At 64.4% G+C, this 13,507-nt stretch carries 14 protein-coding genes; 4 read left to right on the top strand and 10 right to left on the bottom strand.

The annotated features are described in order from the left end of the window. Positions 1-98: 98 nt before the first annotated feature. The 4 genes from QP996_RS07850 to QP996_RS07835 all read right to left on the bottom strand — a co-directional run bounded on the left by QP996_RS07850 (position 99) and on the right by QP996_RS07835 (position 4,340). Positions 99-725: a response regulator gene (locus tag QP996_RS07850; RefSeq protein ID WP_284872086.1), complete on the bottom strand. Its 627-nt coding sequence runs from the start codon at positions 723-725 to the stop codon at positions 99-101. A gap of 169 nt (positions 726-894) precedes the next feature. Then, the gene (locus tag QP996_RS07845) at positions 895-1,818 is read right to left on the bottom strand and encodes a sensor histidine kinase (protein WP_284872085.1); all 924 of its coding nucleotides are present in this window, start codon (positions 1,816-1,818) and stop codon (positions 895-897) included. Between the two features lie 655 nt (positions 1,819-2,473). Beyond that, positions 2,474-3,433: a trypsin-like serine peptidase gene (locus QP996_RS07840; protein ID WP_284872083.1), complete on the bottom strand. Its 960-nt coding sequence runs from the start codon at positions 3,431-3,433 to the stop codon at positions 2,474-2,476. Positions 3,434-3,590: 157 nt separating this feature from the next. Further along, positions 3,591-4,340, bottom strand: a complete 750-nt coding sequence (locus QP996_RS07835; RefSeq protein ID WP_284872082.1) for a class I SAM-dependent methyltransferase — start codon at positions 4,338-4,340, stop codon at positions 3,591-3,593. A 35-nt stretch (positions 4,341-4,375) separates the two neighbouring features. On the opposite strand from QP996_RS07835, the gene QP996_RS07830 reads away from it, so the two are divergent. Genes QP996_RS07830 through QP996_RS07820 form a run of 3 tightly spaced genes read left to right on the top strand, consistent with a single transcriptional unit; the run spans position 4,376 to position 6,106 of the window. Next, positions 4,376-4,666: a type II toxin-antitoxin system Phd/YefM family antitoxin gene (locus QP996_RS07830; RefSeq protein ID WP_284872081.1), complete on the top strand. Its 291-nt coding sequence runs from the start codon at positions 4,376-4,378 to the stop codon at positions 4,664-4,666. A 1-nt stretch (position 4,667) separates the two neighbouring features. After that, on the top strand, positions 4,668-5,051 hold the full coding sequence (locus tag QP996_RS07825) for a type II toxin-antitoxin system VapC family toxin (protein WP_284872080.1): 384 nt from the start codon (positions 4,668-4,670) through the stop codon (positions 5,049-5,051). Continuing rightward, positions 5,048-6,106, top strand: coding sequence for a glycosyltransferase family 4 protein (locus QP996_RS07820; protein WP_284872078.1), 1,059 nt, complete (start codon positions 5,048-5,050; stop codon positions 6,104-6,106). The genes QP996_RS07825 and QP996_RS07820 overlap by 4 nt, the downstream gene beginning before the upstream one ends. Here the strand turns inward: QP996_RS07820 and QP996_RS07815 are convergent. From QP996_RS07815 to QP996_RS07800, 4 genes are all read right to left on the bottom strand, one after another. Further along, positions 6,098-6,550 carry a DIP1984 family protein gene (locus QP996_RS07815; protein ID WP_284872077.1) on the bottom strand — a complete coding sequence of 151 codons (453 nt, stop codon included), beginning with the start codon at positions 6,548-6,550 and terminating at the stop codon, positions 6,098-6,100. The genes QP996_RS07820 and QP996_RS07815 overlap by 9 nt on opposite strands. A 335-nt stretch (positions 6,551-6,885) precedes the next feature. Next, positions 6,886-7,122, bottom strand: a complete 237-nt coding sequence (locus QP996_RS07810; RefSeq protein WP_284872075.1) for a three-helix bundle dimerization domain-containing protein — start codon at positions 7,120-7,122, stop codon at positions 6,886-6,888. A 182-nt stretch (positions 7,123-7,304) separates the two neighbouring features. After that, a complete protein-coding gene (locus QP996_RS07805; protein ID WP_284872073.1) occupies positions 7,305-8,708 on the bottom strand; it encodes an MmpA family trehalose lipid delivery protein in 1,404 nt (467 codons plus the stop codon). Further along, positions 8,692-9,345: a porin PorA family protein gene (locus QP996_RS07800; RefSeq protein ID WP_284872072.1), complete on the bottom strand. Its 654-nt coding sequence runs from the start codon at positions 9,343-9,345 to the stop codon at positions 8,692-8,694. The genes QP996_RS07805 and QP996_RS07800 overlap by 17 nt, the downstream gene beginning before the upstream one ends. Before the next feature lie 37 nt (positions 9,346-9,382). Between QP996_RS07800 and QP996_RS07795 the strand changes: the two genes are divergently transcribed. Next, on the top strand, positions 9,383-10,435 hold the full coding sequence (locus QP996_RS07795; protein WP_284872071.1) for an acyltransferase family protein: 1,053 nt from the start codon (positions 9,383-9,385) through the stop codon (positions 10,433-10,435). On the opposite strand, the gene QP996_RS07790 is transcribed toward QP996_RS07795, so the two are convergent. Together QP996_RS07790 and QP996_RS07785 are read right to left on the bottom strand one after the other, a co-directional pair. Next, entirely contained in the window at positions 10,342-13,239 is a 2,898-nt protein-coding gene (locus tag QP996_RS07790; protein ID WP_284872171.1) for an alpha-(1->3)-arabinofuranosyltransferase domain-containing protein, read from the bottom strand. The genes QP996_RS07795 and QP996_RS07790 overlap by 94 nt on opposite strands. Before the next feature lie 15 nt (positions 13,240-13,254). Next, positions 13,255-13,464 (bottom strand): DUF2613 domain-containing protein, encoded by a 210-nt coding sequence (locus QP996_RS07785; RefSeq protein ID WP_070472021.1) that lies wholly within the window; start codon positions 13,462-13,464, stop codon positions 13,255-13,257. Positions 13,465-13,507 lie beyond the last annotated feature (43 nt).

The following is a 13,507-nucleotide window of genomic DNA, read 5'->3' as shown; positions in this document are numbered from 1 at the left end:
GTGATGCTGTAACGTCGCTGCTGGAAAACTTCAGACAGGATCTGTTGTTAATAAAGCTTAAGGCCTGCCGGTTGGCGGGCCTTTCGCTTTCCATCTGCCTAGAGCAGGTCGCTTGCAAGGGCAACAAGCTCAGCCCGGCTTTGCGCACCAAATTTTCGTAAGAGAGCCGAGACCTTCTTCTTTACCGTTACCTCTGCGTAATTCAACTCTCTACCAATCCTTCGGTTAGTGTAGCCGCGGCTGATCATTCGGAGAAGCTGACGTTCCTCATCGGAAACGATCGTGCTTACCTCCCCCGGCTTCGCTTCGGGGATCCTGAGGGTTTCCAGCAGCCGTCTCCCACTAGGAGCGAAGATGCTCAAATTGCCGTGTGCCGCAGCTCGAGTCGCCTCGATGATTTCGTGGGGCTTCTGACTTTTCACCACGTACCCCGCCGCGCCTTCGGTGAGAGCAGCAATCAGATTTCGATCGGTATCGAATGCAGTCATTGCGATAAAAAGCGGCGGCTGGGGAAGTTGCTTGGTCCAATGTAGGAGCGCGATCCCGTCAACATGAGGCATCTGAATATCTGACAGCACGATCTCGCAACGGTGTTTTTGTAGCCATTCCTGAGCGGAGAGACCACCATCGGCGATACCAGCTACCGTGAGATCGGAGGCTGTTGCAAAGTAGGCAGGAAAGCAGTTTCTGATAACCGGATCATCGTCGACCAGCAAAATTCTCATGGGGATGCTTTGCACCACGGAAGCTTTCGTCCTCCACGACAACCCAACAACCGATCAACCGCTTCGAGACTTGCACTTTTCAACGAGATGCCGTTGTGGCTTTCCAGCGGTAGGCCTCTAATCATTCGAGAGCATGCCTGCACTATGAGAATGCCCCCCAGCCAAGTTGTCATAATCGCTCGCCTCTTTCGCTTAGGGGGATGGATATCTCCGTCTCCCACGTGTTGTCTGAATCCCTTATCAATAGTGAACCGTTCAGTGCATTAAGGCGTCGGCCCATGATCTCTAACCCCATGCGACTCGATTGGGAACGTTGTGGTGTGGAGGAAACCTCATTCTCGATGCGAACTCTCAGCCAATTCCCTTCCACTCCAGATTGAATACGTATGGCGTACGACCGGTCACCGTATTTCAGAATGTTTGTCGAAATTTCTGACAGGCAGTCATTTAGTACTTGACAGAATTCGTCACCCATCATCACCGGAGCAAGTTCAGCGTCGAACTTTGTGTGAAATCCATGCGCCCGGAGAGTCAGATCAATGGTCTTTAAAGCGATGTCAGGTTGTGTTGCCGCCGACTTCGGATTGGAAAAGGTAGCCGATCGCATCGATTCAATCAAGACGCGCACATCGGAAATTGTGCGCCGCGCTGAGTCCGCGCTTTCTTCCAACTGTTTCTTCAGCTGCGGATTCTCCATTGCGAGTACCTCCAACCTGACCACAAGAGAGGTAAGTTCGGCTGCCACTGTGTTGTGGGTGAGGATCGCTAGCTCATCACGCTCGCGCCGAACTTTTGCTCGTTTGACGTAGCGTCGTTGGAGCTCCGTCTTCGACCACCAGCCGCAAGAGAATGCGATGCCCAAAAGAACCACGTGGGTCGCAATTGCGTAGGGATCCGTAGAAAACCTTTGTTCATCTATAGAGTAGAAGCCCAGCACTGAGAAAACCACGCCGTAAGTAACACACCACCCAAGGTTCCGTTGAGCTGCCAGGCTACCCATCAGGGGATAACCCAGCAGCACCAGTAACTCGGCATACGTCCCAGCGGTCTCGAGAAGTGTCAGCAAAATCAGAAATGCTGTGGTCGCAAGCACTGGGAACCAGACAGAAATGGGTAGAGTCGCTGCTAGGCAAGCGAGGAAAAACCCGACAATGATTCCAGGCGGGGAGAGAAGGCAACGTGCAACGAAAAGGGCAGCCGACGCGCATCCGAATGCTATAGATATCGGAAATTTTACGGGCAGGTTAGGGCCCCTTCGGAATTCTTCTCCTATTGCCCCCAGAGCCGGAAAAGCGCGGCTCCTAGATTTGCTTCGCACGGGGCTCCTTACCAGTTGAACTCTGATGGTATGCCACTTCGAACGGTCTGGACCCTACCGAACAACGATACGAACCATTTGTGGTTCGTCGGTTACGACGACAGTGGCTTTCCCTTCAAGGTAGGTACGTCCCGACGAAAGCCCCGTGAGGCTAGGGCACGAAGCCTGAATCGTATTTGTGTTGGGTTGAAGCTTCCAATAATACACCGAATCCTTGTTCGTGTAATGTACCTTTTCTTCCTCCAGCCCGCTGATGGAACAGACTCCCGCGGACCTTCCGTTATTCTTGACCACTTGAATTGCGGAAAATTCACCTTCGGGTCGCGCCTCGGGAGCTGGAGTTAAGGAGTTGGCCAAGAGTGCGGAGGCAACTATGACCCCCAGAGCAGTCAAGGCAGTAGCCACAATCTCCGGAGAAAGCTGGAGTTTTCTAAGAACGGCTTGAACCGATCCGGGAACCTGGAATTGGGGTGGCATTGTTACTCCTTTCTTTTAGATCGTTAAAAGTATCTATCATTCTTGGGGTGATTCGTACGCCGCTGTTGCCTGAGCAGGCACCGTTGCCGGCTCCATGAGAGTGGATGGCGACCGCAGTTCTATCTTCGAGGTATACGGGCGAACCGCTTTGACCCCCGGTTGTGTCGATGGAGTAACACACCCGCGCTTCAGTTCCCGCTTGTAGGATGCCGTCCGCAGACCACAACTGGGCGTAATCGCGAATTAGACCTCGGCCCTTTTCTCCCGGAAAACCTGTGATTGTAGCCCTCTCACCAGTTAGCTCACTTGGATTCGTGCTTGGCTTCATGCCGAACCAGCTTGCCGATATGGGGCGAGGGAATTTCACTACTCCCCAATCGCTATCTGCAGAACCCGAGCGAGCGTACTCCGAGGAAATCCATGTCTGTGAAGCGAATTCGTAAGACCACTGGTTCCAATCCGAGGGGCGGAAGGTAAGTTTGGGCACCCAATCGTCCCTGCTCCAGTCATAAAGACAGTGGGCAGCTGTAACTAGTGTGTCATCGGCAATCATCCAGCCGGTGCAGTGGTTGTACCCATTTCGCTGAATTTGAACAATTGCAGGATTGGCTGTGACTTTTCTCCGGTCGTCTGTCCCAATAACCGAGTATGGTCCAACGAATCGCGGATCATTGATGGTGGGGGTTAGCGGCTCCTCGGCGGGGAGTTCGAACGACGGTGCCGTTCCGGCGTTGAGGTCGTTGTTCGTGGTTCTTAAAGGAAGCCCCAGCTCCTCGCCACTTTCCGAAATCCCGATGACGTTGTCATGTAGGTCATCTTTCAGGTCGAAGTGTTCGTCCGCTTGAGCTGGAACACTAGTTCCTATAATAAGGGAGGTGACGACCGCAGTCAGAATTCTCGATGGTGGTCTCATCATGACCCCTCTCTGTGCCAGTTGATATTTCCCAGCCGTTATTGGCTGGTCAGTTCAATTGTCAGATCGTTGTGCTCGTTGGGAGAGGAAGTTTTGATGGTCGTATACCTAGGTATATGAAGTTGCGTCAGCTCTTGATTGTTGCGATTCGCGCGCGCTATGCCCGCAGCACAAGCACGAGGTTGGACACGGCGAACTCGCGCAGCACCGGCACGCGGGTGACCCACCACGCCCACCACGGGTGGTAGCGGGGGAATGCGGCGGCGAGCTGGCCGGTGGCCTCCGCCCAGGCGAGGCCCTCGCGCGCGGAGGCGGCGAACAAGCTCTCGCCGAAGATATTCTTCGGGTCGCGGCCGTGCACTTTCGCGTATCGACGGCGCGCGTACTCCCCGCCCACGTAGTGCTGCCACAGCCCCGTTTCGTGCCCGCCGAACGGCCCGAGCCACACCGTGTAGCTGAGCACCACCAGCCCGCCGGGTTTGGCCACACGCAGCATCTCGTCGCCCATGGCTTGCCAGTTCGGGATGTGCTCGGCGACGTTGGAGGAGTACACCACGTCGAAGGAATCGTCGGCGAAGGGCAGGGCGGTGCCGTCGCCGCGCACGGAGCCGAAGCCCGATAAGCCCGCGGCGGACATCTCGGTGACGTCCGGTTCCAGGCCCACGTAGAAGCAGTCGGAGAACGCGTCGGCGAAGTAGCCGGGCCCGCCGCCGACGTCCAGTACCGATGCACCTCGCAAGCTCGGCGCAGGGGAGAAGGAGAGGTCGTGCGAGAGGGCGTCGAGAAGCGAACGCGTGTCGCGGGCGAGCATGGAGTAGAAGATGCGCGGGCGGAACTGCTCGTAAGAAAACGCGCGCAACAGCCGGAGCGAGCGGGAAAAGGTGGCCATCCGGCGGGTACGGTGCATATGCATACCGTAGCAACCGTGCTACAGTGCGGTGCATGGCCACGCCGGAATACGACGAATCGCTAGTTGAGCGCAGGATATCGCAGCGCGAGTTGCGTAACGACTCTGCGCGGATCCTGCGCGAGGTGCGGGCGGGTCGCAGCTTCGTGGTCACCAACAACGGCGAACCGGTGGGGCGACTGGTGCCCCTCGACGAGCCGAAACCGCGACTAACCATCACCCGTCCGGCCACCCGTGTCGGCGGATGGCTGGACCTCCCGGTGAAGCCGGTTGAAGGTGCGACGTTGGACGAGATGCTCGATGACATGCGCGAGGACCGCTTCTAGGATGCGGCGGGTGTATGCGGATACGTCGGCCATCGCTTGCTTGATCAAAGCGGAGCCGCACACCAACGCGGTACGGCTCTGGCTCGAGGCGGGGGAGTGCGAGGTGGTTTCGTCGGACCTGCTCGAGATTGAGCTGCGGCGGCTGGCGGTGCGCTTGGGCAGGCCCCAGGGGGAGGTCACGCTCATCTTGCGCGGAATTTCGCTTGCGGAACTTCACCGGGCGACGCTGCGCAGCGCGAGCATGCTGCCCATGCCTTACCTCCGAACGCTGGATGCGATCCACCTGCAGGCCGCGCTGGACTTGGAGTCGGATGCGGTACTCACCTACGACAAGCGGCTGGCGGATGCGGCGCGCGAAGTTGGGTTCGAGGTCATCGCGCCGTGAAGATACTGCTTCTGTGTTGGCGCGATACCACCCACCCGCAGGGCGGCGGGTCGGAGCGTTACCTCGAGCGCGTCGGGGAGTACTTGGCGGCGCAGGGCCACGAGGTGGTCTACCGGACGGCGAAGCACACGGACGCGCCGAGACGCTCTCGCAGGAACGGGGTGCGCTACGAGCGCGCCGGGGGAAAGTTTGGTGTGTACCTTGCGGCGCCGCTATCTATTTGGCGCAACCGGCCGGACGTGGTGGTGGACACGCAAAATGGCATCCCGTTTTTCGCGCGGCTGTTCACGAGAAAGCCCGTGGTGCTGCTGACGCACCACTGCCACAAGGAGCAGTGGCCGGTGGCGGGCCCGCTGATCCGCCGCCTGGGGTGGTTTTTGGAGTCGCGCGTGGCGCCGAGGGTGTACCGGGGCGCGCGGTACGTGACGGTGTCGCAGGCCTCGAAGCACGACCTGGTGGCGCTCGGGGTGCGCGAGGCGGATATCGAAATCGTGGAAAACGGTGTGGACCCGGTTCCGGCGCACACGCCTGTGCTTCACGACGACCAAAGGTTGCACCTGGTCACCCTCTCCCGCCTGGTTCCGCACAAGCGCATCGAGGAGGCGATCGACACGGTGGCGGGGATGGATGGCGCCGTGCTGGACGTGATCGGTTCCGGCTGGTGGGAGGACCAGCTGCGCGAGTACGCCGCCCCACACGGCGACAAGGTGGTCTTCCACGGGCATGTGTCCGAGCCGTACAAGCACGCGCTGCTTGAGCGGGCCGCGGTGCACCTGCTGCCCTCGCGCAAGGAGGGCTGGGGGATCGCCGTGATTGAGGCGGCGCAGCACGGCGTGCCCACCGTGGCGTACGCGTCCGCCGGCGGGGTCGCCGACTCCATCCGCGACGGCGAGACTGGTCGGCTGGTGCAACCTGGGGAGGAGTTTGAGCAGGTTGTGGGGGAGACCCTTGGGCGTCGAGAAGCAATGGCTCCTGCGGCGCGCGAGTGGGCGGCGCGGTTCTCCTGGGATGAGACTGGCCGGAGGTTCGAGCGGATTATTGGAGCCCTAAATTAGCTCAGTCGTCCAGTTGAGCTGCTGGATCTTCGTGTCCAGCTCGCGGTAGGCCTTGGAGGCGCTATCGGCCATGTCGCGAAGCGCCTTGACGTCCACGGTGGGCACGAAGCGTACTTCGGAGCGCGAGTAGCGGGCGTTTGACATCGTTGCAGCGTCGGCGACCGCGGCGTAGAGGCGGCGGGAGCGCAGTAGGGCATCGCGGCGCGCGATGGCGTCGGTAAGCGTCGCGCCTTTGAAGGCGGTCTTGGCGTTGGTGTGGTTGATGCGGCGCACCAGCGTTTCGATCTCCTGCAGCAGCGCGGCGACTTCCTCTAGCATGTCCGCCGGGTCCTCCGGCGGGGTGTCGCCCTCCTGCATCAGCGCGCCCTGCATCAGACGTTCCTGCAGCTTGTTTAGGCGGTCCTGCGCCTCGGCGCGTCGCGCCAGTGCCTCTGCGAGCAGCATGTGTGCCTCCTTGAAGTTGCTGTCCCCGTTCCCGACCCTCGCGGCCGCTTCCGAAACCCCCAACGTCGTGGTAGTAAATCGTGCTCGGTGCAACCCTGTGGTGGGGGTTGTGCCCGTGTGCGTCGTGCAGGCCGCATGCGTTGTGCGTGTGAGCGGAATCGAACCGCTTCAGCCCTGATACGGCCACAAGGCGCCAGGAGTGCTCCCTTTTCCCCGGGCGCGTGGGGTTGACGTTCGCTGGGTGACGGAAGGTGTTTCCGCTACCGACAGTGTCATCCGAATATAGCAAAACGCCCAGCCGCTGAAAAGGGCTGGGCGTTGGAAGTTATGCGGTGTTACGCCGCGGAGGGGAACAGCTCGCCGTCGCGGAGACGGTCGCGCATCTCGGCCTCGACGAGGACGGGGATGAAGTCCTCGATCACAGCGGAGTTGCGGTGGGTGCGCAGGACAGCATCGAATGCGTCGTTGATCTCGAGCGCGTCGAACTGGCCGGCGTACTCGGCGAGCAGGTCCTCACGGATGTTGCGCAGGGCGCGCTCGCGGATGATGCTGAAGTCGATTTTGTTAGCCATGGTGTGTTCCTCCTTGCAGAAGCGGTATCTGCTCCTTCTCTAGGCTCAGGGTTACGCGTGTACGTAACCTGTTGTTAACTTGCCGTTCACTTTAGGTCATATGGGGCGAATAGTGCAAGGGGGTCAACGATTGGAATTGTCCATCAATTGGTAATCACCAATTAAATCCGTCAAAGTCCCAGCTAGGAGCGTTTCTTGCGCGTGGTGTGATCCTGGACACACTGTATCAGGGGTACCATGCACCACAGGGCAAACAACGCGACACCGGCAGGAGGCAGTGGCCGCGCGGGCGCGCCGGTATCGGTCACGGAGCCGTCGGCGCGCACTACCACGCCGACGCCGAGCTCGCGCAGCCGCGCTTGATTGTCCAAGGCTGCCTGCGCCGCCGACCAGCGCAGCGACGGCGGGTCCACCGCCACCCCGTCCACCGTCAGCGCACCAGATTCGACAACGTTCATGGCTTTGGGGGCGGGGTCGACGACCGGATGGCCGTCGATAGGCACAAGCGCGGGGCGCGATTCGAAAAGGACGTCCCGGCCGCGATGGTCGACGGCAGGAACCTCGACGGTGGTGGGGGCAAGCGCCGCGAGGGCTACCGGCGCGTCCGGGACCTGCAGCAACGCGAACGCGGCAGCGGCGAGCGCGCGCCGGGGCTCGAGCGCGCCAGCGGCCGCAACGAAGGCGGGGATGGCGAGGATGAGCCACTTCTGCCCGTCGCGGAGAAGGCCGCCGCCGGGAAGGTGTTGGATCAGCGGCGCAGTCAGGCCGGCCCAGGAACCAAAAGCCACCGCGAACCCGACTGCCGCCAACAGCAGAAACCGGCGGGGCACCGCGCGCCAGGACAACGCGAGCAGAGCAGAAAGCGCCACCCCGAACAGCGCGAACCCGAGCTCGCGCGAGGCCGGCACCGCCTGCCCGTTCCAGATCCCGCCTAAGCCCAGCAAGGAGCCGAGGGTGCCCACGTGCGCCTCCGCGCGGGGCGCAAACGCCGCAGCCGAGGCGGCCGAGGACGTGCCGGGTGCGTCAGCGAACACGCCCGCCACCACCCACGGCAGGCAGGTGCACACGCTGACCGCAACCCCCGGCCAGCCGCGGGCGAAACACGCCGCCGCCAGCGCACCGGTGGGGGTGAGCGACGCTGCCCAGTGCGCCAGGCCGGACGCGGGGTGCACACCGAGCGCCACCAGCGGCAGCAGCCACGCCGCCGCGGCCAGAGACCACTGCCCCTGCAGCAGACGTTCCACCACGAACGGGTTCCACACCGCCACCGTCATCGCCGCCGCCCGTCCAAACGGGGAGCGCCCGAGCCGGAACCCCGCCCACGCCGCGCACCCCGCGGCGGCGACCATGAACACCCGCACGAATGCCACCGGCCACGGCAGGATCCCCAACAGCGCGTCCTGCGGCACGTTGCGCGCGGCCAAATCGCCCCAGCCCAGCGACGCCCGGGTAAGCGCCATCTGGTCAAACACCATCATGTCGCGCAGCGCGAATGCCTCGCCGGGCATAAGAAACGGCCAGGTCAGCGCCAACACCAGCAGCGCGCCGTACACCGGCGCCCACCAGCGGCTAACGGCGGCGCGCATACAGCACCAGGCCCACCACAAACGCCGCGGCGGCGATCACGCGGGTGACCACCGACATCACCTGCAGCCCCCGCAACCACGCCACGTCGCGTCCCGCCGCCGACACCTGCGCAGCCTTGGTCTCCTCAGCCAGCACCCACTGGTCGGCGCCGCAGTCCCAGACTTCGTCGACGATGCGGCCGGTGCGCCGCTCCGCATCCACGGTGCGCACGCAGCCGTCCGAAAGCGTCGCCGAGTACTTGTACGTGTCCAATCCCCGCACCGACCCCGGTCCCAAATAGTCCAACCCGACATCCTCGTCAGAAGCAGGATCGAACAGGGGATAGGTACGCCGCTCCGGGCGGTAGGGCAACAGCGGCCCCAACCCGGCGCGCCCCTTCGCGGGGAAGGCGGTGGATGGGTCGATGGGAAACGCGTCCACTTCTTCACCATCCAGCGTCACCACCGCGTCCAGGCTCTTCGGGGCCTTGGAGAGTGCAACGGTGCGGGTGCGGGGCGAAGTGCCGTCGAAAAGCATGGTGTACTCGCCCGGATCAAGGGTGCGCTGCTGCGCAATCACGATGGGGGAGGCGAGGTTGAGCGCGCCGCAGGCGACGATGATGCCCAAGCAGGCGGCAAGTCGGCGTCGCAGGTTCACCCGTGTCACCCTACCGGGTGGCTAGACTTGCGCCATCGTGAACAGACCCGCCATTTTGCCCGAGCTCGACGGGCTGCGCGCCGTGGCCGCCTACGGCATCGTGGCCACGCACGTCGCGTTCCAAACCGCCACCGGCTCCGCGGTGCTGGAGCGCTTCGACTACTTCGTGGCTGTGTTTTTCGCGCTTTCGGCGTTCCTGCTGGCGCGCGGCGGGGCCCGGGAGGGCTACTATTCGCGCCGCGTGGCGCGCTTGGTACCCGCGTACCTGGTGTGTGTGGTTGTGGTGCTGCTCGCGCTGCCGCCGCTCGCCGGGGTGACGTGGGGCCAGGTCGCGGCGAATGTGCTGCTTGTGCAGATCTACGTGCCGCATTCGCTTATCGACGGGCTCACGCAGATGTGGTCGTTATGTGTCGAAGCCGCCTTCTACCTGGTCCTGCCGCTGTATCTTCGCCTCGGATCGCGGGGCCGTTACGCGACGCTGGCGGGTTCGGTTGTGCTGGGCTTGGCGTGGCCGTGGGCAGTCTCGGGCGTGACGGATCCGGCGGTGGTGAACATGCAGATCTGGCCGCCGTCCTACGCACCCTGGTTCGCCGTTGGTCTCGTGCTGGCCGAGCTGGAGCGCGCTGGGGTGCGCTACGCCGGCCCGCGCTGGCCGGTTGTGGCGCTGGCGCTGCCGGTCGCGTGGATCGCCGGGGTGGTGGGGCCGCGCGGGCTGGAGCACCCGACGCCCGCCGAGTTCACCGTGCGGGTATTGCTGGGGGCGGTGTTCGCGGCGCTTATTGTGGCGCCGTTCGCGCTGGGGCAGCGGCAGCGTGGCACGGTGCTGTCGTCGAAGGTCATGCGCACCCTGGGCCACTGGTCCTACTCGGTGTTCTTGTGGCACATGGCGGTGCTCTACTTCGTCTTCCCCGTGCTGGGGGTGCCGATGTTTTCGGGCCACTTTGTGCTGGTCTACGCGGCCACCGCGCTGGCGAGCACCGCCGTGGCCTACATCTCCTACGAACTGGTGGAGGTGCCGGGCGCGCGGTTGGTCAGACACGCCACGGCGAACAGGCCGGCCACGACCAAGAAGGTGGAGGAACCGGCGTAGTTCGCCGCCGGCCACGCCGCGCGCGCCAGCACCAACCCGCAGATGGCCATGGTGGCTGCCGCGACACGGTGCATCGGCAGGACGGTGAGCCGGCGCACCACCCACGCGAGTGCCGCCGCTGCCAGACCCTGGAACGGGAACGCGGCGATCACGGCGACGGTGGGTGCCCAGTTGGCGTTGGCTTCCGGCTCGTACGGGGTGTCGTCCCCGCGGCGCCACGGCACCCACAGACACAGCGCCAGCACGAGCAGGCTGAACGCACCGCCGAAGATCAGCGAGTAGCGGTAGGCACCCTCGCCGGCGAAGCGCATCTCGAACTCGCCGTCGGCTCCTGGAGGGACGCGGAAGGCCTGGGCGCCGGCGTCGATACGCACGGGCTCTAACTCGGTGCCGCCGAGGGTGGCGCGGAGCCCGTCGTTGAACGCGCGCGTGGTCAGGATCAGCCGGTCGCCGGTCTGGTCGGGTAGCGGTGCACGGGAGAGCATGACCGTGTCGGCGCGGGTGAACAGCTCGTGGGTGCCGGCTTTGAGGAACACGCTGCCCACGCGGCGCTCGCCGTCGATGGTGGCGGGCGCGCTGAGCTGCCACGTGGCGTCCTCGGCGGTGGTGAAGCGGCGCTGGATCACCGTGTGCTCGGGGAAGTGGCGCTGGAAGAAGTAGCGATCCGCTGTGCCTTCCACCTCGACGATGCGCGTGACGCCCACGTCGAGCTCGCGGATGCCCACCGGTTCGGTCAGCTGCAGGATTGTGGCGTCGCCGCGGGTGAGCCTGCGCGGCTGGTCCTTGACCAGGGTGACGCTGCGGCAGTTGCTGTGCCCGTCGCAGAGTTGCACCGTCGTGTCCGCGGTGGCGGTGATGGTGACGTGCTCCTGCTGCGATTGGAATTCGATCCAGGCGTCGCGGTCGCCGGGCGCGGGCCACCAGGCTGTTTCACTCAAGCCGTCGAAGGCGGAGGTCAACGACTTCGACGCGTCGGGGCCGCCGAATGCGCCGGCGTCGGCGGCCGACGAAGACGCGCGGGCGAAGCCGTCCATTGTCACAGCAGTGCGCGTGCCGGCGGACGGGTAGTCCTTCACCCGGTTGCGCACCGTGGCGTCCTCCCACTCGGCGGCGAGGTAGCCGGACTGGCCGTCGATGGTGCCGTAATTGCGCACAGCAAGCGCCGGGGTGTCGGTGACAATGTCGGCGTCCCCGCTGGTCAGCAGCGCCGGGAAGTAGCCGAGCTCGCGCCACATAAGCGCCAGCACCTCGCCGCCGCCGTCCACCGCGACCGGCTCGCGGTCTGACTCCATCATGTCCGCGTGCGGGTCCAGCAGGAAGATGTCCACCTCGCCGAAGCTCGCATCCGGCTCGCCCAAATTCGGCGTGCGCGGTTGGCGCTCCAAGTCGCGGCGCACCACCACCGCGCCCACACCGATGGAACGCAGCGATTGCCTATCGACGAGCTCCGCCTGCCCCTCCAACCCCCGAATCGCCTCCGGGTCCACCAGCGGCACCGCGTCGCGGAACGCGAAACGCGCCTGGGTCAGCGCTTGGATCGGCTCGTCGCGCGTCCACCCCCACGTCTGCCGCGCAAACGACGCCGGCGGGACCACAAGCGTGCGGGTGCCGGCGGCGTGCTCGTCCAGCCACTGGCCCGCGGCGACCCAGTCCTCGGATACCTCGTGCCAGGTGCCCTCCGGCAGCAGGCGCAGCGACCACGCCGGCGCCACCGCCACCACGGCGGCAAGGGTGATGCCGACGGCCTTGGGGCGGTTCACCGTGGCAGCCAGGTGCCCGGCGCCGAGCGCGAGCGGCAGGTGGACCAGGGGGTCGAATTTGTGCAGGTTGCGGAAGGGGGCGAGAGCACCGTCGTAAAGCGAAGTGCTCATGTGCGCCGAGCCGAGCACCCAGAAGCCCACCGCGAACACCGCAAGCAGCGGCCCGCGCCACGGCATGTCGCGGCGCGCCAGGCCCGCGAGCCCGAACGCGGCGACGAGGCATGTGGCGATGACGAAGGTCGGCTCCGCCACCAGCAGGTGGCCGGCGGCGCGCTCCGTGTCCACGTACGGGGTCCAGCTGGTGGTGCCGCGCAGGATCTCCACCGGGTTGAGCCACGCGGTGGTCACGTGGGCGGACTCGATGAAGTCTGTAAACGGCGGGGAGTAGCGGCCCAGCACCAAAAGCGGCCCGATCCACCACGCCGACACCGCCGCCGCGCCGAGGGCGAACTTGCCCGCCGCAGCGTAGGAGCGGCGGGCGATAAGCAGCACGAACGCCGGCAGGCACGCGGCGATAGTGGCAGTGGCGTTGACCGCGCCCATGCACGCCACCGCCACCACCGCCGGCGCCACCTGCGGGGTGCGCCGAGTGAGCGGGATGAGTGTCCACGGCACCAGCGCCACCGGCCACGCCTCCGAAGAAATCGCGGTGAGCGTGGTCAGGATACGTGGACTCAGCGCGTACAACCCCGCCGCGAGAACCTGCGGGAACGTGCCCTTGACACCTACGCGTCGCGCCAACGCGAGCGCACCGGAGTACGCCAAACACAACAACAGCCACCACCACGCGCGCTGGATTAACCAATCCGGCACCTGCAGCAGATCCCCCGCCAAGAAAAACGGACCCTGCGGGAACAGGTACCCGTACGCCTGGTTTTGCACCTGGCCCAGCGGAAACTCGTCCGTGTAAGCGTGGGTCGCCCGGCGCAAAAACCGCCCCGGGGCAGCAATCAGGTCGAACTTCGTGTCCGCCGCGACCTGCCCCGGCGGCTGTGCAAGCACAACTACCAGCAGGGCCAGCCAACCCGCGAGGTGCGCGCGCATCCCCCGCACCGGCGCCTACTTCCTCGAGCCGTACTCCGGCCCGCCCAGCACCGCCTCATCCGCTGGCACCGCCGTACCCTGCGGCACCGTGGATTGCCCGGACACGGACGCGATGCCGAGCACCCCCACCGCACCGAGCACCACACCAACGACAGTGCTGGCCAAAACGGGCGCGGTGGCGCGCCGGGCAAGCGACGCCGGCAGGGCAAATACTCGATGGGACATGTCGGAGAAGCCTACCAGCAGCGGGTACAGTGGCTGTGGTTTG

The sequence above is a fragment of the Corynebacterium sp. MSK008 genome, from assembly GCF_030232585.1.
Lineage (GTDB): Bacteria > Actinomycetota > Actinomycetes > Mycobacteriales > Mycobacteriaceae > Corynebacterium.
Note: the sequence above shows the minus strand (reverse complement) of the source record. Positions and strands in the feature narration are given on the sequence as shown.